This window comes from Neorhizobium sp. JUb45, assembly GCF_004343585.1.
GTDB lineage: Bacteria > Pseudomonadota > Alphaproteobacteria > Rhizobiales > Rhizobiaceae > Neorhizobium.
The window spans coordinates 40033-61396 of the sequence record NZ_SLYW01000006.1 but is presented as its reverse complement, the minus strand read 5'-3'; the positions used below and the strand labels follow the sequence as shown (position 1 = coordinate 61396).

Here is a 21364-nt window from a genome sequence, read left to right as displayed (position 1 = left end):
GTCAATAACGGATGCGGTGGCAAAGCGTGCTGGGGTTGGCGAGGATCGACGCATAGTCCCGATCGAGATCGTAAAATGCCGTTTCCCCGGAGATGAGGGTATCCAGCCGGTTGTCGGCAAGCAGTTCGAGCGCCTTTGCCATGCGGCGCGAGAGCGGCCAGCGGCTGCGGCGGTTGGGGGGAACATGACCCACCTGCGAGCAGATAATCGACAGACGCTGGCTATGAAAGCGGCCGCCGAGCGGCACGTCCGACATGCGTTCGCCATACCAGGACATTTCAACGATCCGCGCCTCGAACCCGGCAAGCGAGATCGCTGTTGCAAGGCCGGCGCCACTGGCCGAGGTGTGGATGACGACATCGCGATCGCCGGGGCTAGATTGCGCCTCGACGGCTTTGATGAAACCGCAGCCGAATATTTCGGCAAGGCGCCGGCGGTCGTCATTGACGTCGACGACGGTCACCTCGGTGCCGGGAATGCCGGCAGCGAGATAGGCGGCCAGCAGTCCGACCAATCCGCCGCCCACGACCGCAACTCTGTCGCCGGGCAGAATGCCGGCATCCCATATGCCGTTCACGGCCGTTTCCATGTTGGCGGCCAGCATCGCCCTTGCGGGCGGAACGGATGCGGGCAGGGAAATGGCCATCTGCCCCGGCGCATCGAAAACGTCCTGATGCGGATGCAGGCAGAATACCGTTTCGCCGAGACGTGCCTCCGGCCCGGAAACGATCGTGCCCACGACGGCATAACCGTATTTGACCGGGAACGGGAAATCCCCGTGCTGCAGTGGCGCCCGCATCGTAGCGTATTCGCTTTGCGGCACGGCACCACGGAAGACCAACGCCTCAGTGCCGCGACTGATCGCGCCGAACCGGCTCCTTATCCGCACCTCACCTTCGCCAAGGGGCGGGAGTTCTTCTTCGCGAAACTCGGCGCGTTCCTTGCCTTTCAGCCAGAGAGCTTGCGCTGGAGTCATGTGCCGCCATCCGTTTGCGCCTGTTCGGGAAGCTGCATATCGGTTTCGCGACCGTCACGCGCGGGACGGCGCCAGCGCCGGGCGCCATCGGGCACAAGCGTGCTCAGCACGCGCGGCAGATGCCCTTCCTCAGGAATGGCGAAAATGCCGGACCGGGCCGACCATCTGCCGAAGGCGGCCGAGGCGGTGAACACGGTGAACGGGATGGACAGGCACAGGCCGGCCACCACCGGCATGGCCCAAAGTAACGTTTCGCCTCCCGCCCCGAGATAAATGATCGTGGCAAGCGTGAAGCCGATTATCGTCTGAACGCCCATGGCTTTTGTGGCGGACAAAAAGGAAATGCCAAGCCGGTCGCGGTTCTGGCCGCTCCAGGTGACCGAACGGCCGAGCAGGAGGCCGACCAGGAAAATCGAGACGTAAACGGCCATAATCGGTGCAATCAGCATCGATGCTAATACTTCGATGACGGCTGAAAGGCCGAGCCTCAGCCCGCCGCCATAACTCCTCACGGCACCGCGCGTCAGAAGCACGTCTAACATGCCGGCAAGCTTCGGCGCGATGGAAAGCAGGAAGATGGAGATGAATAGCCAGAAGCCGAGCTGCATGTAGCTGCTGTCAAAGCCGGATGAAACGGCTTTCCAAGCCGCTGCGAATGTCGCGATGATCCAGGCCGGTGGAGCGAGATACATGAGGATTGCCTGCAGAACCTGAAAACGGCTGACCGGCTTGAGACCTGGCTCGAACAGAAAACGCCAGTATTGCATATTGCCCTGGCACCAGCGCAGATCGCGCTTTGCAAAATCCGGCAGGGTGGGAGGATTGGCCTCGAAACTGCGCGTCTCGATAGGAAGAACCCGCACCTCATAGCCGCCGCGCCGCATGAAGGCCGCTTCCAGCTGGTCGTGGCTGAGGATGTGTCCGCCAAGCGGTGGCGCGCCGGGAAGAACCGGCAAGTCGCAATGCGCCAGAAACGCCGACGTCCGGATCATGGCGTTATGGCCCCAATACGCGCCGCAATCGGCCGTCCACCATGCCGAGCCCATGGTGAACGAGCGCATGCCGTGCCGCATGCCGAACTGGAACATGCGCGCAAATCCGCTGGTGGCCGGCACGCCTACGACAAGTGTCTGCATCAGGCCGATTTCGCTGCGCGCTTCCATGGCAGCAGCAAGACGCGTGATCACATCACCTGACATGACGCTATCGGAATCAAGCGGTAGGAAGAAGTCGTAGTCCTTACCGTATTCATGAATAAATTCGCGGATATTGCCCGCCTTGAAACCCGCATTGACCATGCGTCGGCGGTAGACCGGCACTTTGCCGCCCTGTTCCGCCATCTCGGCCGAGAACCGTGCGAATGCAGTTTCCTCGGCAATCGCCACGCATGGATCCGAGGTGTCGCTCAGAACAAAAAAACGGAAATGTCGGTCTAGGCCAGTCGAACGCAGGCTTCGCGTCATGGCGTCCAGACGCGCGAAAACCGGATAAGGGTCCTCGTTTCGCAGAAACACCGTCAACGCCGTCTGCGACGACAGGCTGCGTGGCTGCGTGCCTTTTCCCTGGCGGTAGAAAGAATAGACGCTGCGCGCCGGGTCACCTGGTCCATGCAGGAGAACCAGTCCGATGACGGCGTTCCAGAAACCCAGCACCGTCCATGGCGTGGCGATCAGAAAGCCGCCCAGCATCAGGGCTTCAGGCACATCGATGCCGCCGGGCGAGAGAATGCGGAACACCACGCTACCAATCGCCAGCAGCGTGACCAGATTGAGGGTAAGGACGACAAATCGACGCCATGCGACCGGAAGACCGGTAGAGGATATCGCTTCGAGCGCATGACTGCTCCCATCCGCGTAACGCCGCGCACCGGCGTCGCTGGTAGCGACTGCGTCAGGGGTCGGCTGGCGGGTTTGCAAGTCCATATCCATGCTTTCGATAAGTCGCATTCGTTATGCCAACTAGGCGCGGGGCATGGTTTAACAAGCCGGGCTCACGCGGATATTTTGAAACTCGGTATGTCAGCAAGGAAAGGCCGCGCCATGGTCGTCCTGTTCCGGGGCAAGCTAATTAAATATCGGAAATCACGGCGTTTTAACATGTGCGTGATGTTCGCTTGTGAAATTCAATATTTCTCCATCTCGCCTCATTCGGGCCTCGGATTCCGGCAAGCTTGCCCTACGTCTGGTAGCATCACCCGTGCAGCGCGACTTTGTCAAAATCCGCGCGCCGGAATGTGATCCGAAGGAGACACCATGTTTCAGCCAGCGCCCGCCAGTTTCTTTTCCGCCATTGATCGTTGGCATATCGCCTGCGAAAGGGCGATCTCCGAATTGCGCTATGGCCGACCGGTCTTGATCGAAGCTGAGGGCCGCGACCAGGCCGTGCTGGCGCTCGATACGGCAACGCCGGAAACAGTCGATCGTTTCGCCGTGGTAGCACGGGGCAAGCAGTTGCTGTTCGTCACGCGCGCCCGTTCGTCGGTGCTGGACATCAATGCCCCGTCCGGCGTGTTCTTCGCCATGGATGGTCTTGCCTATGAGGGGCTGACCGAACTTGCCTATGGCCGGGGTGCGGACCGTCTGCCGGCATGGCAACCGGCGTCCGGTGAAAGTGTGACGCTTGAGCGACTGGCACGCGCCGCATTGCTTCTGCCGGCTTTCATCTGTTTTGCGGTAAAATCCGGAGATCAACGCTTCGAGGGTTGTGCGCGCCTCGCCGCCGATGCGTTTGACCATACGCCGGCAGCGGAAGCGGATTTTGCCATCGTGGCGCGAACCCGCGTACCCCTGAAAGGTATAGAGAATGCGGAATTCGTCGTATTTCGTGGAGGGGTGGCACAGCGCGACCAGGTGGCGATCATCGTCGGCAAGCCCGACGTCGCGCGTCCTGTGCCCGTCAGAATCCATTCATCCTGCCTGACCGGCGATCTCTTCGGTTCGCTGAAATGCGACTGCGGTGACCAGTTGCGTGAAGGGCTGCTGCTCCTGGAACAGCGCGGCGGCGGAATATTGCTGTATCTTGATCAGGAAGGGCGCGGAACAGGCATTGCCGCCAAAATGCGCGCCTACGGATACCAGCATCAGGGGTTAGACACGGTGGACGCGGACGCCGTTCTCGGCTTCGAGGAAGATGGTCGCCGCTACGATGCCGCCATTGCCATGCTGACGGCGCTCGGTATCAGTTCGGTGGAGTTGCTGACCAACAATCCGCGTAAGCTTAAGGCGCTTGAAGCGGCCGGTTTCAATGTCCATCGCCGCACACCGGTCATGGGTGTGGTAACGCCCGAAAACCGCAACTACCTTGCCACCAAGGCAAGGCGGTCGGGCCATCTGCTGGATGTGGACACCATGCAGCAGGCGGCGGAATAGAGATGCGTTGGCAGACGACAACGGCAGCAGCGTAACATAACCAATACGGATGAACTGTCGCTATTCATCACTGCTGCCGAAACCGGAAATTTCGCAAGGGCGGCCAAGTATCTCAGCGGCGGGGGTGACCCGCGCCACCAATGCGCTTTGTCGGCGCCCGTTTGTTTACCCGTTCCACCCGTCAATGCCGGCTTACCTACGATGGCAGACTATTTATGAACGCTGCTCCCGCCTCTTGATCCATGGTTCACGTGACGCCAAGGAGGAAAGCGGCTTGGGACGCGTCGGACCCAATGGGGTGCTGCGCGTCTCGGCACCGATCTGCTATGGGTGGCGACGTATCGAGCCGCTCTTCGGCAAATACCAAATGATGTTCCCTAATACCAGCGCACAACTTTATCTGACGGACAAGAGCGATGGCCTTTTGACGCGGAATGCGATTGCGCCATCATGGTTCGAGCGCCGCAAACCGCCAATTATATCACCCCACGGCTTCTGCAATCCCGACGCGTCATCGGCGTATATCAAGTAGTACGGGCGCCCGCGTACGCCGCGGATCTCAAACATCGACCCGGCCTGATGCTTAGGCAGAGCTGACCTCCTTAGACACGGCCCATGTCTGGTGCGCCAGATTGCCCGGCCAATACCGATGGACCGAGCGCCCGATGATATCCACCCAGTGCAGGGAGGCTGTTGGCGCATCCCAATAAGCACCTTCATCCAGCTGGCAGGCCGGCAAGCGCGCGTCGAGAATTCGAACATCCATCATCTGTTTTCCTGAAGCGAGAACATTGCGTGAAGGAAAGCGAGGTGGCTCAAGCCTTGCGCGAGGTTGCCCAGCCCTTCCCCGGTCGCGGGATCGATCTGTTCGGTGAGAATACCGAAATTGTTGCGGAGTTTTTCAAGCAGCTGAACGCGCATATCCTCGGCGCGATCGACCTCCCCGAGAAATGCATAGGCTCCGACCAGCCAACAGCAGCAGGCGACAAAATCCCCCTCTTCTTTGCAAACATCGCTGTTGCGATGGACAAGCGGCCCGACAGCGAGCTCTCGCTCAATAGCGTCTCTTTTCCTACGCAAACGATCGTCATGCTCAAAGCCGAAACATGTTGTCAGCAGGAGTGCGGCATCAAGCTTGTCCGTTCCAGCAAAGAACGTGTAGGCCTGCTGCGTCTGCGACCAGCAGTGCGCGTTTGGATCGTCCGTGGGTCATTGAGCATGGAAACAATGACAAGCGAGGACTTTGGAAACTCCTGTCGCATCGCGGTCAGGGATGTTTCGATATCCAGTCCGGGAAACAGAAGGTCGATGACAATCAGCACCGGTGGTGCGCCACGCCGCGATGCCTCCAAAACATCGTTAAAGGTTCCCGCTTCTACGATCTCTGCGTCTGGATAAATCTGACGTATGAGTTGCGAAAGACCGCCCCGGAATACGGGATGATCATCCCCGATGACAACACGTTTGTTAGGCACTATCTGCACTCCCCCCAGATTGCGAACCCGCAAGTCGCGTGATCTTATGTCATATGACGACAGTTCGTTGCATTAGCACATATGTGTTATTGACCGGTGGAGGTTCGACAATCTGTTCCGATCAGTCCGCATCGTCCTGCAGGTCGCGTTCGGCGCGCTCCACCGCACTTGCATTGAGGACGCGCCGCATCAATGCGACAGCAACCGCACGCGTGCGAAGATTGTAACGGCTCTCGTCATCGCCAGTCTCCTGATAGACCTCGAGTTTTTCATAGAGCTGCTGTAGACGGTTCTGCACGGTACGCAGCGACAGCTTTTTTCGGCTTGCGATGGTCTTGTCGGTCAGCCCCAGCGCAACGTCGACAAGAATCTCGTATTCGGCATCGCTCAGCCCGTGTCCTGACCCCATGCCTTTCTGCTGGATGCCACGCACTTCGCGGTCGATCACGCATTGCGATTCCAGAAATACGCTGCGCAAAGCCAGTTTCAGGCGCTCTTCCGATGTCGATTTCAGCACATACCCGTAGGTCGCGCCTTCCGGAACGATACGCGAAACACCGCGGACATAGGCCTCATCAGAATAGTTGGACCAGAACAGGATTTTTGTATCCGGTCTTTCCCGCCAGATGGTGCGGGCGGCCTCTATGCCGTTGCGCTCGCTCATCTGCAGGTCCATCACAATGAATTCAGCGCGCAGCTTTCGCGCCTCGATCTCGCCCAGCCGACCGTTTTCGCTCTCCAGCACCGCATCGCATTCGGGTAGCGCCGTGCGCACCGCTTCATTCAGATAGGAGCGATGCAACGCATCGTCCTCCACGATGAGAACCTTCATTCTGCCGCCTCCGTCTTCAGCGCATGCCTCAACGGAAGTGTCACCTTCACCATCGTTCCCTGCCCGCCCGGATGTGCCGCCATCTCCAATCGCGCAGAGATCAGCCTGGCCCGCGTCTTCATATTGTCGATACCCCGACCTGGCAGATCGCGATGCGATACCAATCCGCCTCCGTCATCACTGACTTCAAGGGAAATCGCGCCTTCGTCGGCACTCAACGTCACGATTACCGTGTTCGGCTGTCCATGGCGGATGGCGTTGTTGACCGCCTCCTGCACGATGCGAAACAGCGCAGTCGCAACGGTTCGGTCGAGATCGACAAGCGCCTCGCCGGCCAGATCGATCACCCGCCAGCGTACCGGCAGCCCGCTTTCGCGCACCGAGCGCTCCAGATGATTTTCGATAGCCTCCGCCACACCGAATAGCTGAAGCACCGTGGGCTTGGCCTCCTCGATGATCTGACGCAGATCATGCATACATTGCTGCAAGGCGCGACAGAACGGCACCAGTGTATCGCCGTGTATGGTGCCTTTTCCGGTCAGCCGCTCGATGCGGCGGGTGAGGCGTGTCAGATCGGCCAGCGTCTGGTCGTGCAGATCCATGCCGATGCGTTGCCGCTCCGCCTCCAGCGCCTCGGTCAGCTTCAAGGCCCCCAACCGCAACCCCTCTTCACGTGCTCTTGCCTCGGTTTCGATCACGGCCGAAAGCTTGGCCTGTTCTGCGGCCCTCAGCGCGAAGAAATAGGGCGCCAGAAGATCCGCCACCGCGCGCGCCTTTTCGACATCCTCCCTATCGTACCGATCGCGCTGTCGCGACGAACAGCTCAGCGCGCCGATGACATCGCCTTGCGCCTTCAAGGGAACATGTACCCGACTGCGCAGCGAAAGCTCGACGATCGGGCTGGAAAAGGCACCTACGAAGTGAAAACGCGGATCGCTGCACGCATCGGTCGCCAGAAGAAAATCCACTTCGCCGGCCAGCAAGGTGCGGATCGGGCTGCCGCTCAGGAGCGCCGGCGGCTGCCTGCTCCAGGCGGTTTCGAGCCCGCTTTCATAGGCGATATGGTATTTGCCGTGGACCATCTTGATGCAGACATCGAGATGGTCGTGCGGAATGATATGCCGGATTTCCTCGGCCACCGCCTGGATGATCGAATTGAAATCCAGTTGCCCAGCCAACAGCCTGGAAATGCCGAGATAACGGTCGAACAGCGCATCGCGCCCGAGATCGATCATGGTTTGGACCTCCTCCGAGTCCTTGAACGTCATTTAGCGCCAGCTTTTTCAGCTTGTCCTGCGGGAACCCGCAGATCATTGACGTGCTCCCGCAAAAGCGGTGCTCGTATGCGCCTATACAACGTGAAAATTCTCCTCCATTCTCGATTTACTGAGCAAGAGGGGCTCAGGGCAATGATTATCTCCGAACAACCGTTGAGGAGCGGCCCGGAGATTTTTTGGGAGCTTTTGGGAGGAAATCATGACCATCAGAATGATGCTGGCGGCATCCGTCGCCTTTGCTTGCCTTGGCGGCACCGCTTTCGCCGATACGTCGTCCAAGAAAATCGCGCTTTCCAACAACTATGCCGGCAATTCCTGGCGTCAGGCCATGCTGACAAGCTGGGACAAGATCACCAAGGAAGCCGTTTCCAAGGGTGTGATTGCTGCCGCCGATCCGTTTACCACGGCAGAAAACCAGGCGACCGAACAGGCGGCGCAGATCCAGAACATGATCCTGCAGGGTTATGATGCGATCGTCATCAATGCCGCTTCTCCGACGGCGCTCAATGGCGCCATCAAGGAAGCCTGTGATGCCGGCATCACCGTCGTTTCCTTCGACGGCATCGTGACCGAGCCCTGCGCATGGCGCATCGCCGTCGATTTCAAGGCGATGGGCGAAAGCCAGATCGATTATCTCGCCAAGAAACTGCCCAAGGGCGGCAATCTTCTCGAGATTCGCGGCCTTGCGGGCGTTTCCGTCGATGACGAGATCCATGCCGGCATCGAGTCCGGCGTGAAAAAGAACCCGCAGTTCAAGGTGGTCGGTTCCGTCAATGGCGATTGGGCGCAGGACGTTGCCCAGCGTGCCGTTGCCGGTGTTCTGCCGAGCCTGCCGGAAGTGGCGGCCGTCGTTACCCAGGGCGGCGACGGATATGGCGCAGCACAGGCCTTTGCCGCGGCCAAGCGCCCGACCCCGACCATCGTCATGGGCAACCGCGAGGATGAACTCGTGTGGTGGAAAAGCCAGAAGGACAAGGACGGTTACGAGACCATGTCGGTCTCCATCGCGCCCGGCGTCTCGACGCTCGCCTTCTGGGTCGCCCAGCAGATCCTGGACGGCAAAGAGGTCAAGAAGGACCTCGTCCTGCCCTTCCTGCGGATCGACCAGGACAATCTGGAGGATAACCTGAAGAACACCCAGAAGGGTGGCGTGGCGAATGTCGAATATTCGCTCGAGGATGCCCAGAAGGTCATCGCCGGCAAGTAACGCCATCTCCAAGCTGCCGGGGCGAAAGTGGATGCCCCTCGCCCCGGCACGGCCTTGCGACAGACCAACCGATAGCGATCGCATGACAGACCCTTTGAAACGCGAAGAGGTGGTGGCCGCGCGTGCCATCAAGGTCACCTTCGGGGCCGTAAAGGCGCTCGATGGCGCCGACCTCGTGATCCATTCCGGCGAATGTGTCGGGCTCGTCGGCCATAACGGCGCCGGCAAATCGACCATCGTTAATGTCATCAATGGCGGGCTTGAACCGCATGACGGTACGCTGACCTATGGCGGCCAAGCCGTTCACGGCATTTCCGCCGCCCGCACCAATGGCGTGCGTTGCGTGTTTCAGGAATTGTCCCTCTGCCCCAACCTGACCGTCAATGAAAATGTTCGTATCATGCATGCGGAACTGAAAGGCTGGAACTGGCGCGCCCGTGCCGGCGAACTGGTCGTCGCACAACTACAGAAAATCTTCCCCGGCCACGCCATCGATTGCGATAGCACCGTGGACGACCTGTCGATCGCCGAGCGGCAGATGGTGGAAATCGCCATCAGTTTTGCCGGCCTCAACCAGCGGCCGAAACTCGTCATTCTCGACGAACCGACCTCTTCGCTGGATGCCGGCCTTGCCGCCCAGCTGATGGCGTATATCCGCACCTTCATCGGCGACGGCGGCTCTGTCCTGCTGATCTCGCATATTCTCGGCGAAATCCTGTCCACATCAGACCGCATCGTGGTGATGAAGGACGGCCGTGTCGTCGCCGATCGCGCAGCAAAGGAATTCAACACCCACAGCCTTGTCGAGGCCATGGGCAATGTCGTGCGCGAGCAGGAATTTTCGCGCAAGACCACCGAGCAGACGGGTTCTCCGGTTCTTTCCATGCCGCCGCCTCGCGGACACGGCATCGCTTTCAAAGCCTATCGCGGCGAGATGATCGGCCTTGCCGGACTTGGCGGCCACGGCCAGACCGACGCGCTGCTGGATCTTTATCTGGAGCACAACAGCAACTGGTGGCCGACGCGCAAACGCGACATCGCCTTTGTTGCCGGCGATCGCAGCCTCAACGGCACGTTTCCACTCTGGAGCATTCTGAAAAACCTGTCGATCGCCTCGCTCAGTCAGCTGTCGTCGCGAAAAATAGTCGATCGCGCCCGTGAAGACGCGCTTGGCGCGGGCTGGAAACAGCGCATCGAAATCCGCACGCCTGACATCGCAAACCGCATCCTGTCGCTTTCGGGCGGCAACCAGCAAAAAGTGCTGTTTGCCCGCGCGCTGGCAACCACGGCCTCAACGGTGCTGATGGATGACCCGATGCGTGGCGTCGATATCGGCACCAAGCAAGAAGTTTACGAGATCCTCCGCTCCGAGGCTGCCAAGGGCCGTACCTTCATCTGGTATTCGACGGAAATGGACGAAATCCGGCTTTGCGACCGCGTTTATGTCTTTCGCGAGGGGGTGATCGTTGCCGAACTGGTTGGTGATGAGATCAGCGAAAAGAACGTACTTGCCGCATCCTTCAGTGAAGGAGAAGCGGCATGAAGCTTTCCTCCGGCACGATCCGCCTGATCATTCCGGCCGCATCGCTGGCATTGCTTCTGGCCGCCGTCTTTTACATGCAGCCGCGGGCGATGAGCTATACCGGCCTCAACCTGCTGTTCAATCTTGCGGTGCCGATCGCACTGGCAACGATTGCGCAGATGCTGATCATGTCAGTCAACGATCTTGATCTGTCGATGGGCACATTCGTCAGTTTTTGCGCCTGCGTGGCAGCCACCGTTTTGCAGACCTCGCCGCTTCTCGGCGTGCTGATCTTCATCGGCGCAATCGCCGCCTATGCCGGCATGGGCGTGCTCATCCACGTTCGCGAACTGCCGTCGATCGTCGTCACGCTCGGCATGAGTTTCGTCTGGGGCGGCCTTGCCGTCCTCATTCTGCCTTCGCCCGGCGGTACCGCCCCCTCCTGGGCGCGGGCGATCATGACCGCCAAACCGCCGCTCGTGCCAATGGCCATCGTCGCCAGCATCCTGATCGCCGCCGTGACCCACTACATCGTCATGCGCTCGTCCTTCGGCGTGCTGATGCGCGGCACCGGCGGCAATGACCGCTCGGTGGAACGCGCCGGCTGGTCGGTGATCGGCATCCGCGCCGCCACCTATGCGCTGGCCGGACTGTTCGCCATCCTCGCCGGCATCGCGCTGGTCGGCCTCGCGACCTCCGCCGATGCCAATATCGCTCTGCGCTACACACTGCTGTCGATTGCGGGCGTCATTCTCGGCGGTGGCGAATTCGTCGGCGGCAAGGTTTCGCCGATCGGCGCCGTCATCGGCGCGCTGACGCTGACGCTTGCCGGCTCATTCCTCTCCTTCATGCGCATATCGCCGGATTGGCAGATCGGCGCGCAGGGCGCGATCCTGATCGTCGTGCTGGCACTGCGCCTTGCCCTCAACCGGCTGGAAAAGCGGGAGAAACATCAATGACGATACAAAAATTCATCACCGAAAAACCCTGGATCTGGTCATTTTCCGCCACCATCACCGTCTGGATCATCACCGTCCTTTTCACCGGCGGCGCCAGTTCTTTCGGACTGTCACAGGCAGCACTGACATTCGCTGCTTTTTCAGTCATCGTCGGCATCGGCCAGATGTTCGTCATCACGCTCGGGCCGGGCAATGTCGACCTCTCGGTCCCCGCCACCATGACGCTTTCGGGTACACTGGCACTGAAACTGATGGATGTGCAGGACGGCATGATCATCGTCGGTCTGCTGGCCTCGATCGGCGTTGGCCTGGTCATCGGCTTGGGCAATTACATCCTGATCAAGCTCCTGCGCATTCCGCCGATCATCGCCACGCTGTCGATGAGTTTCATCGTTCAGTCGGTGGCGATCTGGAGCAATCGCGGCCTGCGCATCAAGCCACCGGAAACGCTCGCGAGCTTCACGACATCAGGCCTGTTCGGCATTCCCAACATCGCGCTTGTGGCGCTGGTTCTGTCGGCTATCGCCTGGGTTCTGCTGGAAAAATCCATCTATGGGCGCTGGATCTCGGCGATCGGCCAGAGCCGATTCGCCGCCCGCATGGCGGGTATTCCCGTCGATGGCACGCGACTTGTCACATACATGCTCTGCGCGGTGCTGGCTTCCGTCTGCGGTTATCTGCTCGCCAGCTTTTCCGGCGGCGCCGCGCTCAACATGGGCTCGGAATACCTGCTGATGTCGATCGCCGTGGTGGTGATCGGCGGAACCGCGGTTGCCGGAGGCAATTCCAACATTCCGGGCATATGGGGCGCATCGCTCTTCATGTTCCTGGTGGTGTCCATGCTCAATACTTACGGTTTCGGCGCTGGCATCCGCCTCATGCTCACCGGCTTCATCATCATCGCGGTCATCCTGCTTGCCGGCGGCAAGCGCTCGAGCCGCTGATCACCCGTTTCGAACATATCGATTGGACTTAAAGACCATGCCGCAGCCATCTTCCATCTACGAGATCCATGACGACCGTTTCCGCCACCTGATTGTCGGGACGTCGGATCTGGAGGAACTTTATTCCGACTGCCGATGGGCTGAAGGGCCAGTTTGGTTTGCAGATCTCGGCTGCCTGATCTTCAGTGATATTCCCAATCAGCGCATGTTGCGCTGGACGGAAGGCAGTGGCGTATCGACCTATCGCTCGCCGTCAAACTTCGCCAATGGCAACACGCGCGATCGGCAAGGCCGGCTTGTCACCTGCGAACATGGCGGCCGGCGCGTGACCCGCACCGAAATCGACGGTTCGATCACCGTGCTGGCCGACAGCTATCAGGGCAAACGCCTGAACTCGCCCAACGATGTGGTCGTCAAATCTGATGGCAGCGTGTGGTTCACCGATCCCACCTACGGCATCAAGTCAGACTATGAGGGATATCGCGCCGAGCCGGAGCAAGCGACACGCAACGTCTACCGGCTTGATCCGGCAAACGGCAGACTTGATGCCGTCATCACCGATTTCGGCCAGCCCAATGGCCTTGCGTTTTCGCCGGACGAAAAAACGCTTTACGTTGCGGATTCATCCTCCAGCCACGACACCAGCGCGCCGCGCCACATCCGCGCCCTAGATATGGCCGAAGACGGTCATGTCTCCAACAGCCGCGTGTTCTGCGAACTCGACAACGGCCTGCCGGATGGATTTCGCCTCGATGTTCACGGCAATCTGTGGACCAGCGCAGGCGATGGCGTGCATTGTTTCGGGCCGAATGGAAAGCTGCTCGGAAAAATCCTTATTCCGCAGACGGTCGCCAATATCACCTTCGGCGGGCCACGCAAAAACCGCCTGTTCATAACGGCAACGCGGTCGCTGTATGCCGTCTACACCGCGACCAACGGCAGTTCTATCGGATAAATGCTCCATGGCCGCTTCGCTTTTATCCGCCGTCAGGGCCGGGAAGCGGATAGAAGACGAGCTTCGGTTGCTTGCAGGGCGGGACAGGCAGCCGCCAGCGCGGCTTTCCAAAGGGCGGCCTCCCGCTGGCGGCCAGCAGGCAGTCACTCACCAATTCGTCACGGATCCATCCCGACGCTTCAGGTGCGTGGCCTCCCAGAATTCGAAACTCTGCCTTGCCAGCAACTCTTCGTTCACCTCGATACCAAGGCCCTAATGCGCTGCTCGCCAATCATATTGGCGCATTAGTGTCGATGTCGATCCCCATCAGACGTTGAACACATTTTTTAAGAGTCCTCACAGATGGGAAGCGTTAAGATCTCGTATCGGTGAGAGCAAGCTGTGTTTCTTGAAATGATGGGATGCTGCTTTGGCTCCCTGCCCGAGAGCACGCCAAACCAGCGGCAACCGATGCTCTTTGCATGGCCACCTTCAATGGCAGGTCGCGATCAAGCGCAGACGCCAGTACTCCGACAAAACAATCGCCAGCCGCCGTTGTATCCTGAACATATACCGACATAGCAGCGATGCGGACATTTTCTCCAAAAGCACACGCTTCCGCGCCATCACCGCCGAGTGTACGCAGAACACCGGTATCGAGGTGCGCAGACAGTGCTTCCGCCGAAGGGCCGCAGCCAAGCCAACCGGCCAGTGCTTCCGCCTCATCCTCGTTGACCACGACAAGATCACACAGCGACAGAACCTGTTGCGACAAGGGAAAGGCAGGCGCCAGATTGAGGATCGAGGTCGCCTTCACGGCAAGCGAACGGCGGATCAGCTTTTCCACCTCGGCGACATCATTTTCCATTTGCAGGAGAACGATGTTCGCCCGCGCGAGCAGGCCTTCCTCCACCATATCCGAAGACGCCGCCAGATTGGCGCCGCTTGCGACAACGATCATGTTGCGGCCATTGGCGTCGATATGGATCGAGGCATTGCCGGTTGGCTCCGTGACACGCGCAACCCGGCTGATATCCGTGGCAGCGGACAGGTTCTGCAAGCCAATCTTGGCCAGGCTATCATCGCCGACAGCACCGACCATGACCACCTCGGCGCCATCACGCGCCGCCGCCAACGCCTGATTGGCGCCTTTGCCACCGGATTCGGTACGAAACTTTTTGGCAAGCAGCGTCTGGCCAGGTTGCGGCATGTCTTCGACCTCGTAGACGAAATCGACATTGATGGAGCCGAAGGTGATGATCATGGCATGTTCCCCTTACGCGACCTGCACGAAGTGACCTTCGCCGGCTTCTTCATAAGTGCGCTTCGGGGCTACATAATCGGCGGCGCGGAACGGGCTTTTGATCTCGTCATTGGAGATGCGGCGCGTCTGCCGACGTGACGGATCAGCGATCGGCACCGCTGCCATCAGCCGCTTAGTGTAGTCGTGCTGGGGGTTTTCAAACACGGCCTGACGCGGGCCGATCTCGACGATTTCACCGAGATACATGACCGCGACGCGGTGGCTGATACGCTCCACAACGGCCATGTCATGGCTGATGAAGAGATAACCGAGGCCAAGCTTTTCCTGCAGGTCGAGCATCAGGTTGATGACCTGCGCCTTGACCGAGACGTCGAGCGCCGAAACGGACTCATCGGCGATCAGCAGTTTTGGCTCCAGAGCAAGCGCACGGGCAATGCAGACACGCTGGCGCTGGCCGCCGGAAAACTCGTGCGGGAAACGATCCGCCATCGAAGCGGCAAGACCGACACGCTCCAGCAGCTCGCCGACACGCTGGCGGGCATCCGATGCCTTGACCAGACCATGGCTGATGATCGGCTCGGCAATCGCCTGACCGACACGAATGCGCGGATTTAGGCTTTCGAACGGGTCCTGAAAGATCATCTGTGCTTCACGGCGAATATCCGTCAGTTCCGATTTTCCGGCTTTCAGCACGTTTTTGCCGTCGATCTGCACTTCACCGGAGACAGGGTCCGTCAAACGAATGATCGAGCGTCCAGTCGTGGACTTGCCACAGCCGCTCTCGCCGACCAGCGACAGGGTTTCGCCCTGACGCAGTTCCAACGACACGCCTTCAACGGCATGGATGCGGCCGATCGTTTTGCGCAAAAAGCCCTGCTTGACCGGGAAACGGGTGATTAGGTTGTCGACCTTGAGGATCGGTGGCTGATTGCGCTTGACGGTGTCTTCGGTCGGCTTGACCGGATGGATTTCGCCCGTTGCCATGTCGACATGCGGGAAGCGCAATGGCCGATCCTTGCCCGTCATCGAGCCCAACTGCGGCACGGCTGACAGAAGCGCGCGGGTATACGGATGTTTGGCGCCGGCAAACAGGTCATGCGTGGTGCCGGTCTCAACCTGTTCGCCGCGATACATGACGACGGTGCGATCGGAAATTTCCGCGACCACACCCATGTCGTGGGTTATGAAGATAACGGACATGCCCTCCTCTTCCTGCAGCGTCTTGATCAGCTCGAGGATCTGCGCCTGGATGGTGACGTCGAGCGCCGTGGTCGGCTCATCGGCGATCAGCAGCTTTGGATCGCAGGCAAGGGCGATGGCAATAACGACGCGCTGGCGCATGCCGCCCGAAAAATTCATCGGGTACTCATTGAGGCGCGATTTTGCCGACGGAATACGCACCTTTTCCAGAAGCCGCACGGCTTCCGCCTGTGCTTGGGCTTGCGACATGCCGCGATGCTGGCGCAGAACCTCGGTGATCTGATCGCCGATCTTCAGCACCGGATTGAGCGAGGTCATCGGTTCCTGAAAGATCATGCCGATGCGGTTGCCGCGGATTTTCTGCATGTCGTCGAGCGGGATCGACAGAAGGTCCTTGCCCTCGAACTCGATCTTGCCGGTGACGCGCGAATTGCCGGGCGACAGAAGCCGCATGATCGACATGGCGGTGACGCTCTTGCCGGAGCCGCTTTCGCCGACGACTGCGACAGTTTCCTTCGGTGCGATGTCGAAGCTCACGTTGTTGACGACATTGCGCCACTCGCTGCCGACCCGGAAGGCCGTGTTGAGGTTGGAAATCTTGAGAATTGGACCAGTGTTGGTATTGCTCATGATCTTAGCCCTCACGACGCGGATTGAGGATGTCGCGCAAGGAATCGCCGATCAGATTGATCGCGACGATGAGCAACAGAAGCGCGATGCCCGGAAAGAAGCTGATCCAGTAATCACCGGACAACAGATATTCGAAACCGTTCGAAATCAGCAGGCCGAGCGACGGTTCGGTGACCGGCAGGCCGATACCGAGGAAGGACAGCGTCGCTTCCAGCATGATCGCGTACGCGACACGCATGGTGGCGACGACGATCAGCGGCGGCAGGCAGTTCGGCAGGATATGCCGGAACAGGATGCTGCGATCCGGCAGCGCCATGGAGCGGGCGGCATCGACATAGGCGCGCTTGCGCTCGATCAGCGCCGAACCGCGGATCGTGCGGGCGTAATAGGCCCATTGGGTCACGACCAGCGCCAGAATGATCTTGTCGACGCCCTGTCCAAGGATGGCGAGAAAGATCAGCGCGATCAGGATTGCCGGAAAGCTGAGCTGGATATCGACGATACGCATCAGGATCGAATCCGTGCGGCCACCGACATAAGCACTTGTGAGGCCGATCGACGCGCCGATGACGAGCGCGATGGCGGCACTGGAGAGACCGACGAGAATACTGGTGCGCAGGCCGTAGAGAATGGCGCTGAACAGGTCACGGCCCTGCGTATCGGTGCCGAGCAGATAGGTCATGCCCGACATGCTTTCCGAACCGGGCTGCAAACGCCCGTCGAGAATATCCAGCTGCGCCAGATCATACGGGTTTTGCGGCGCGATCAGCGGCGCAAAAACGGCGGCGAGAATGAAGATCGTTACCAGCACGATGCCGAGCAGCGCCAGCTTGTCATGCAGCAGGGCATAGATGACTTCGCGGGTAGGAGAGCGCGAGGCGGATTTCGCGCCGCTGTTGGCGGCTGTATGCACCGAAGTGGTCGAGGTCGAATTGTTGTCGGTCATCACGAGTTCCCCTCAAGACGGACGCGGGGATCGACGATTGAATAGAGGATGTCGACCAGCAGGTTGATGACGCTGAACATCACGACAGTGATCATCAGGTAGGCGAGGATGACGGGGCGATCGAGAACGCCGATGGCGTCTATGATCAGCTTGCCCATGCCCGGCCATGCAAAGATGGTCTCGGTGACGACGGCAAAGGCAATCAGAGAACCGAGCTCGAGCCCGATGACGGTGATGAGCGGGATCAGCGTGTTCTTCAGCACATGCACGGTGACGATACGGCGTTCCGTCAGGCCTTTGGCGCGCGCGAAGCGGACGAAATCCAGCTGCATGGTTTCCATCACGCCGGCGCGGGTAAGGCGGATGACCAGCGAGATCTTGAACAGCGCCAGATTGAAGGCCGGCAGAAACAGATGCGACAGGCCATCCCACGTGAACACCGAGAGCGGCACGCCGAGCATATTGACGGTATCGCCACGGCCGGAAGACGGCAGCCAGCCGAGATAGACACTGAAATACATGATCATAACCAGACCGATCCAGAAGGTCGGCAGGCTGAAGCCGAGGATCGAGAAGGTCATGATCGACTTGGAAATGAAACCTTTCGGCTTCAGGCCGGCATAAACACCCAGCGGAATGCCGATGACCAGCGCCATGAACAATGCGACGAAGGCCAGTTCCAGCGTTGCCGGCATACGGTTGAGGATCAGCGTCAGGGCCGGCTGATTGAACACGAAGGAATTGCCGAGGTCACCGGACAACGCGCGGGTCAGGAAAAGCCAGTATTGTTCCCAGACCGGCCGATCGAGGCCAAAGGACTGGATGACCTGAAGACGTTCCGCCGGCGTCGCCGTCGAACTCAACAGCACGTCAACCGGATTGCCGACCAGATAGAGGCCGGCAAAGACCAGAACCGACATGACGAGGAGTGTGAGCACGGTCTGCAGCGACCGGCTTAAGAGATATCCGCTCATGCGTTTGAGCCTCCCAGAGTTTGTCCGTAGAGCGCCACGTCGCCATGGCGGGCAATGCGCTCGATCAGCAATTCGATGAACCCGGTTTCGTCGACATCGGTGACGACGGTGGCATTGGCCGGCCGATCCATCTTCTTGTAGAAATCGGCATAGGTATAACCCATCGTCAGGCCTGTGACCTGGACGCCGACAAAAGCCTCGCGGCTGGTGAACAGTTCGGGGCGGATGAGCCAGGCGATCGTCGTCGCGTCATGGATCGGCCCGCCCGGACGACCGAAGCGTTTTTCGTCGCTGCGGTCGAAGGTCGTGAAGAGATTGTAGAGTGCCTCACCCGCCTCGCCGCCAGCGCGAAATCTTTCGAAATGCTCGGCAGTAAAAAGAGCCTGAAAGGTCATGTCGAGCGGCATCAGCACGATCGGTACGCCGGACTGGAAAACGATTTCGGCCGCATGCGGATCTGCATAAATATTGAATTCCGCCCAGGGCGTGCGGTGACCAAGTGCCGTAAACGCACCGCCCATGGAGACGATCTGGCGGATACCGTGCGCCACATCCGGATGCTGGATCAGCGCCAACGCGACATTGGTCAGCGGGCCGATAGCACAGATGGTGATCTGCTCGCCTGCCGCTGCGGCAGCACGTGCCGAACGCACGATGAACTGGATCGCGCTCTCTTTCGAAGGCACGATATCGCCCGCCTTGACCAGCGTATCATCGAACGAGCCGATGCGGGCATATTTGCCAAAAACCTGCTCGCGGACCAGCGGACCACTGGCACCGGCAAAAACCGGCACGTCACGACGACGGCTCACGCCCACCAGCTTGCAGGCATTCGTCACGGTATGTTCGAGCGAGACATTGCCGGCCACGATCGACAGGCCGAGAACCTCGATTTCCGGCGAGGCAAGCGCCATCAGGATGGCGGCGGCATCGTCCACGCCCGGATCCGCATCGATGATGACCTTGTGGATACTCATGCGACAACCTTTTCGTCGGCGTAACGCGACAGGCGCTCGAGGAAAAAGGCGATCACGCCTTCCGCATCGACCTTGGTGACGATGTCGGCATTCGGCTCCAACCCGCTCTTGCCGTACCAGTCGGCAATCGTCTGGCCCATGCAGAGCTCGCTTTCGTATTCAACGAAAACGCGGGCCTTCTGGGTTTCAAACAGGTGCGGTGCAAGAATATAGGCCATGACCAGCGGATCATGCAGCGGACCACCACGCGAGCCGTAACGGCGCACATCGTTGCGATCCCAAAAGGCCATGAGTTCGGCAAGCGTTGCGGAAATGCGGCCGCTGACGCGCGAAAACTCGGCGACATGTTCCGGCTTCAGCATCACCTGATGGGTGGCATCGAGCGCCAGCGCCACGATCGGGATACCACTGGAAAACACCACATGCGCCGCATGCGGATCGGCGAGAACGTTAAATTCCGAAGTCATCGTGCGGTTGCCCGGCTCGCGATAGGCACCGCCCATCATGACGATACGCTCGATACCGTTTGCAAGCGCAGGCTTCATGCGCAGGGCGACGGCAACATTGGTCATCGGGCCAAGGCAGCAGAGCGTGATGCGTTCACCACTTTCGGCGGCCTTGCCGAGCGTTTCGACGAGGAAATCAACTGCGGTCACGTCTTCCGCCTTCTTGACCGGCTCCGGCAACGTCGTGTTGCCGAGGCCCGTCTTGCCGTGAAACTGGCCATGGATCGGCTCGCGCAGCATCGGCCGGAAACAGCCGGCGTAAACGGGAATGTCGGTGCGCTGACCAAGCTCGCAGACCTGCAGCGCATTGCGCACCGTACGCTCCAGCGGCTGGTTGCCGCTAACCGGCGTGATGCCAAGGATGTTCAGTTCCGGCGATACGAATGCGGTCAACAGTGCAATCGTGTCATCGATACCGGGATCACAATCGACGATGATCGAAATCGGCTTCATAAAACAATGCCTCAATGTCTGTGGTATAAAAAGCTTCAGAGCGCGCCGACATCGCGCAACACGCCGGCAATTTCCGCGCGTGCCGCCTCATTCAGCGGCATTTGCGGATGCATGGGGCCGCCTACGGCAAAACCCTGCAGGTCGAGCGCCGTCTTGATGCAGGCGGCGATCGAGTATTTCGCAAAGATCTCGTTGACCTTCCACATCGGCCTTTGCAGATCCATGGCGCGTGTCCAGTCGCCGGCCTTGGCCGCCTCGTAAAGCGCAATGCTTTGCTTGGGCACGATGCAGGCAGGCCCCGCCATCCAGCCGACGCCGCCGATCATCATCACGCAGACCGGAATGTGGGCGGAGGCGGCAAACACCTCCATCCGGCCGTGGGTGCGCTCGATGATGGAGAGGAGACGTCCGGTATTGGTGGAGGCGTCCTTGATGTAACGGATGTTGTCGATGCGGCTCAGTCGTTCGATCACCGGCAGCGACAGGTCCGACCGCTGGAACTGCGGATTGGTGTAGAGCACCACCGGCCGTCCCTTGGCCGCCTTGGCGATCGCCGTAAAATAGGCCTCCACACCCTCGTCGCTCACCGGGAAATAAGCTTCGAGAATGGCCAGAATGCCGTCTGCCCCAGCTTCGACCATGTATTCCGTCTGTGCGAGGGCATCGGCGGTCGAGGTCGACGCCACGCCGGCGACAACGGGAACCCGGCCGCGATTGGCCGAAATCACCGTGTCGACGACGCGACGTCTCTGGTCTTGGGAGAGATAGGCAAATTCACCGGTGCTACCGAGCGGAGCGAGACCATGCACGCCCGCATCGATCAGGTGATCCACCAGATCCGTCAGCACACCCTGAATGACCTCGCCGGACGGACCGATCGGAGAAACGAGATAGGGAAAGACACCGCTGAAAGACATGGT

Annotated in this window: 19 protein-coding genes; 7 read left to right on the top strand and 12 right to left on the bottom strand. The window is 59.8% G+C overall.

Going from position 1 to position 21364, the window contains the following annotated elements:
* Position 1: 1 nt before the first annotated feature.
* Both EDF70_RS21400 and mdoH read right to left on the bottom strand, forming a co-directional pair.
* Positions 2–976: a zinc-binding alcohol dehydrogenase gene (locus EDF70_RS21400; protein WP_132277730.1), complete on the bottom strand. Its 975-nt coding sequence runs from the start codon at positions 974–976 to the stop codon at positions 2–4.
* Entirely contained in the window at positions 973–2922 is a 1950-nt protein-coding gene (mdoH, locus tag EDF70_RS21395; RefSeq protein ID WP_132277728.1) for a glucans biosynthesis glucosyltransferase MdoH, read from the bottom strand. Before mdoH ends, EDF70_RS21400 begins: the two co-directional genes overlap by 4 nt.
* A 306-nt stretch (positions 2923–3228) precedes the next feature.
* Here mdoH and ribA point away from each other — a divergent pair, with 306 nt between their 5' ends.
* Complete coding sequence (ribA, locus tag EDF70_RS21390) at positions 3229–4344, top strand: GTP cyclohydrolase II RibA (protein ID WP_132277726.1); 1116 nt, start codon at positions 3229–3231, stop codon at positions 4342–4344.
* A 583-nt stretch (positions 4345–4927) separates the two neighbouring features.
* Here ribA and EDF70_RS21385 read toward each other — a convergent pair.
* Positions 4928–5113: an SMP-30/gluconolactonase/LRE family protein gene (locus EDF70_RS21385; protein ID WP_132277724.1), complete on the bottom strand. Its 186-nt coding sequence runs from the start codon at positions 5111–5113 to the stop codon at positions 4928–4930.
* Positions 5114–5139: 26 nt separating this feature from the next.
* Here EDF70_RS21385 and EDF70_RS30035 point away from each other — a divergent pair, with 26 nt between their 5' ends.
* Complete coding sequence (locus tag EDF70_RS30035; protein WP_165932090.1) at positions 5140–5742, top strand: hypothetical protein; 603 nt, start codon at positions 5140–5142, stop codon at positions 5740–5742.
* 198 nt (positions 5743–5940) lie between these two features.
* On the opposite strand, the gene EDF70_RS21370 is transcribed toward EDF70_RS30035, so the two are convergent.
* Positions 5941–6651: a response regulator transcription factor gene (locus tag EDF70_RS21370; protein ID WP_132277722.1), complete on the bottom strand. Its 711-nt coding sequence runs from the start codon at positions 6649–6651 to the stop codon at positions 5941–5943.
* Positions 6648–7886 carry a sensor histidine kinase gene (locus tag EDF70_RS21365; protein WP_132277720.1) on the bottom strand — a complete coding sequence of 413 codons (1239 nt, stop codon included), beginning with the start codon at positions 7884–7886 and terminating at the stop codon, positions 6648–6650. The genes EDF70_RS21370 and EDF70_RS21365 overlap by 4 nt, the downstream gene beginning before the upstream one ends.
* Positions 7887–8127: 241 nt before the next feature.
* On the opposite strand from EDF70_RS21365, the gene EDF70_RS21360 reads away from it, so the two are divergent.
* From EDF70_RS21360 to EDF70_RS21340, 5 genes are all read left to right on the top strand, one after another.
* Positions 8128–9135 (top strand): ABC transporter substrate-binding protein, encoded by a 1008-nt coding sequence (locus tag EDF70_RS21360; protein WP_132277718.1) that lies wholly within the window; start codon positions 8128–8130, stop codon positions 9133–9135.
* Between the two features lie 82 nt (positions 9136–9217).
* Positions 9218–10678 carry a sugar ABC transporter ATP-binding protein gene (locus EDF70_RS21355; protein WP_132277716.1) on the top strand — a complete coding sequence of 487 codons (1461 nt, stop codon included), beginning with the start codon at positions 9218–9220 and terminating at the stop codon, positions 10676–10678.
* Positions 10675–11616 carry an ABC transporter permease gene (locus EDF70_RS21350; RefSeq protein WP_132277714.1) on the top strand — a complete coding sequence of 314 codons (942 nt, stop codon included), beginning with the start codon at positions 10675–10677 and terminating at the stop codon, positions 11614–11616. Before EDF70_RS21355 ends, EDF70_RS21350 begins: the two co-directional genes overlap by 4 nt.
* Positions 11613–12560 carry an ABC transporter permease gene (locus EDF70_RS21345; RefSeq protein ID WP_132277712.1) on the top strand — a complete coding sequence of 316 codons (948 nt, stop codon included), beginning with the start codon at positions 11613–11615 and terminating at the stop codon, positions 12558–12560. Before EDF70_RS21350 ends, EDF70_RS21345 begins: the two co-directional genes overlap by 4 nt.
* 37 nt (positions 12561–12597) lie before the next feature.
* Positions 12598–13515, top strand: coding sequence for an SMP-30/gluconolactonase/LRE family protein (locus tag EDF70_RS21340; protein ID WP_132277710.1), 918 nt, complete (start codon positions 12598–12600; stop codon positions 13513–13515).
* Between the two features lie 352 nt (positions 13516–13867).
* Here the strand turns inward: EDF70_RS21340 and EDF70_RS21335 are convergent, their stop codons facing one another.
* Genes EDF70_RS21335 through EDF70_RS21305 form a run of 7 tightly spaced genes read right to left on the bottom strand, consistent with a single transcriptional unit; the run spans position 13868 to position 21361 of the window.
* Positions 13868–14758 (bottom strand): ribokinase, encoded by an 891-nt coding sequence (locus EDF70_RS21335; RefSeq protein ID WP_132277708.1) that lies wholly within the window; start codon positions 14756–14758, stop codon positions 13868–13870.
* 12 nt (positions 14759–14770) lie between these two features.
* Complete coding sequence (locus EDF70_RS21330) at positions 14771–16588, bottom strand: ABC transporter ATP-binding protein (RefSeq protein ID WP_132277706.1); 1818 nt, start codon at positions 16586–16588, stop codon at positions 14771–14773.
* A 4-nt stretch (positions 16589–16592) separates the two neighbouring features.
* Positions 16593–17534 carry an ABC transporter permease gene (locus tag EDF70_RS21325; RefSeq protein WP_132277704.1) on the bottom strand — a complete coding sequence of 314 codons (942 nt, stop codon included), beginning with the start codon at positions 17532–17534 and terminating at the stop codon, positions 16593–16595.
* Positions 17534–18508 (bottom strand): ABC transporter permease, encoded by a 975-nt coding sequence (locus tag EDF70_RS21320; RefSeq protein WP_132277702.1) that lies wholly within the window; start codon positions 18506–18508, stop codon positions 17534–17536. Before EDF70_RS21320 ends, EDF70_RS21325 begins: the two co-directional genes overlap by 1 nt.
* Positions 18505–19485, bottom strand: a complete 981-nt coding sequence (locus EDF70_RS21315; RefSeq protein ID WP_132277700.1) for a nucleoside hydrolase — start codon at positions 19483–19485, stop codon at positions 18505–18507. Before EDF70_RS21315 ends, EDF70_RS21320 begins: the two co-directional genes overlap by 4 nt.
* Positions 19482–20444, bottom strand: coding sequence for a nucleoside hydrolase (locus EDF70_RS21310; protein ID WP_132277698.1), 963 nt, complete (start codon positions 20442–20444; stop codon positions 19482–19484). Before EDF70_RS21310 ends, EDF70_RS21315 begins: the two co-directional genes overlap by 4 nt.
* A gap of 35 nt (positions 20445–20479) precedes the next feature.
* Complete coding sequence (locus EDF70_RS21305) at positions 20480–21361, bottom strand: dihydrodipicolinate synthase family protein (protein WP_132277696.1); 882 nt, start codon at positions 21359–21361, stop codon at positions 20480–20482.
* Between the last annotated feature and the right edge of the window lie 3 nt (positions 21362–21364).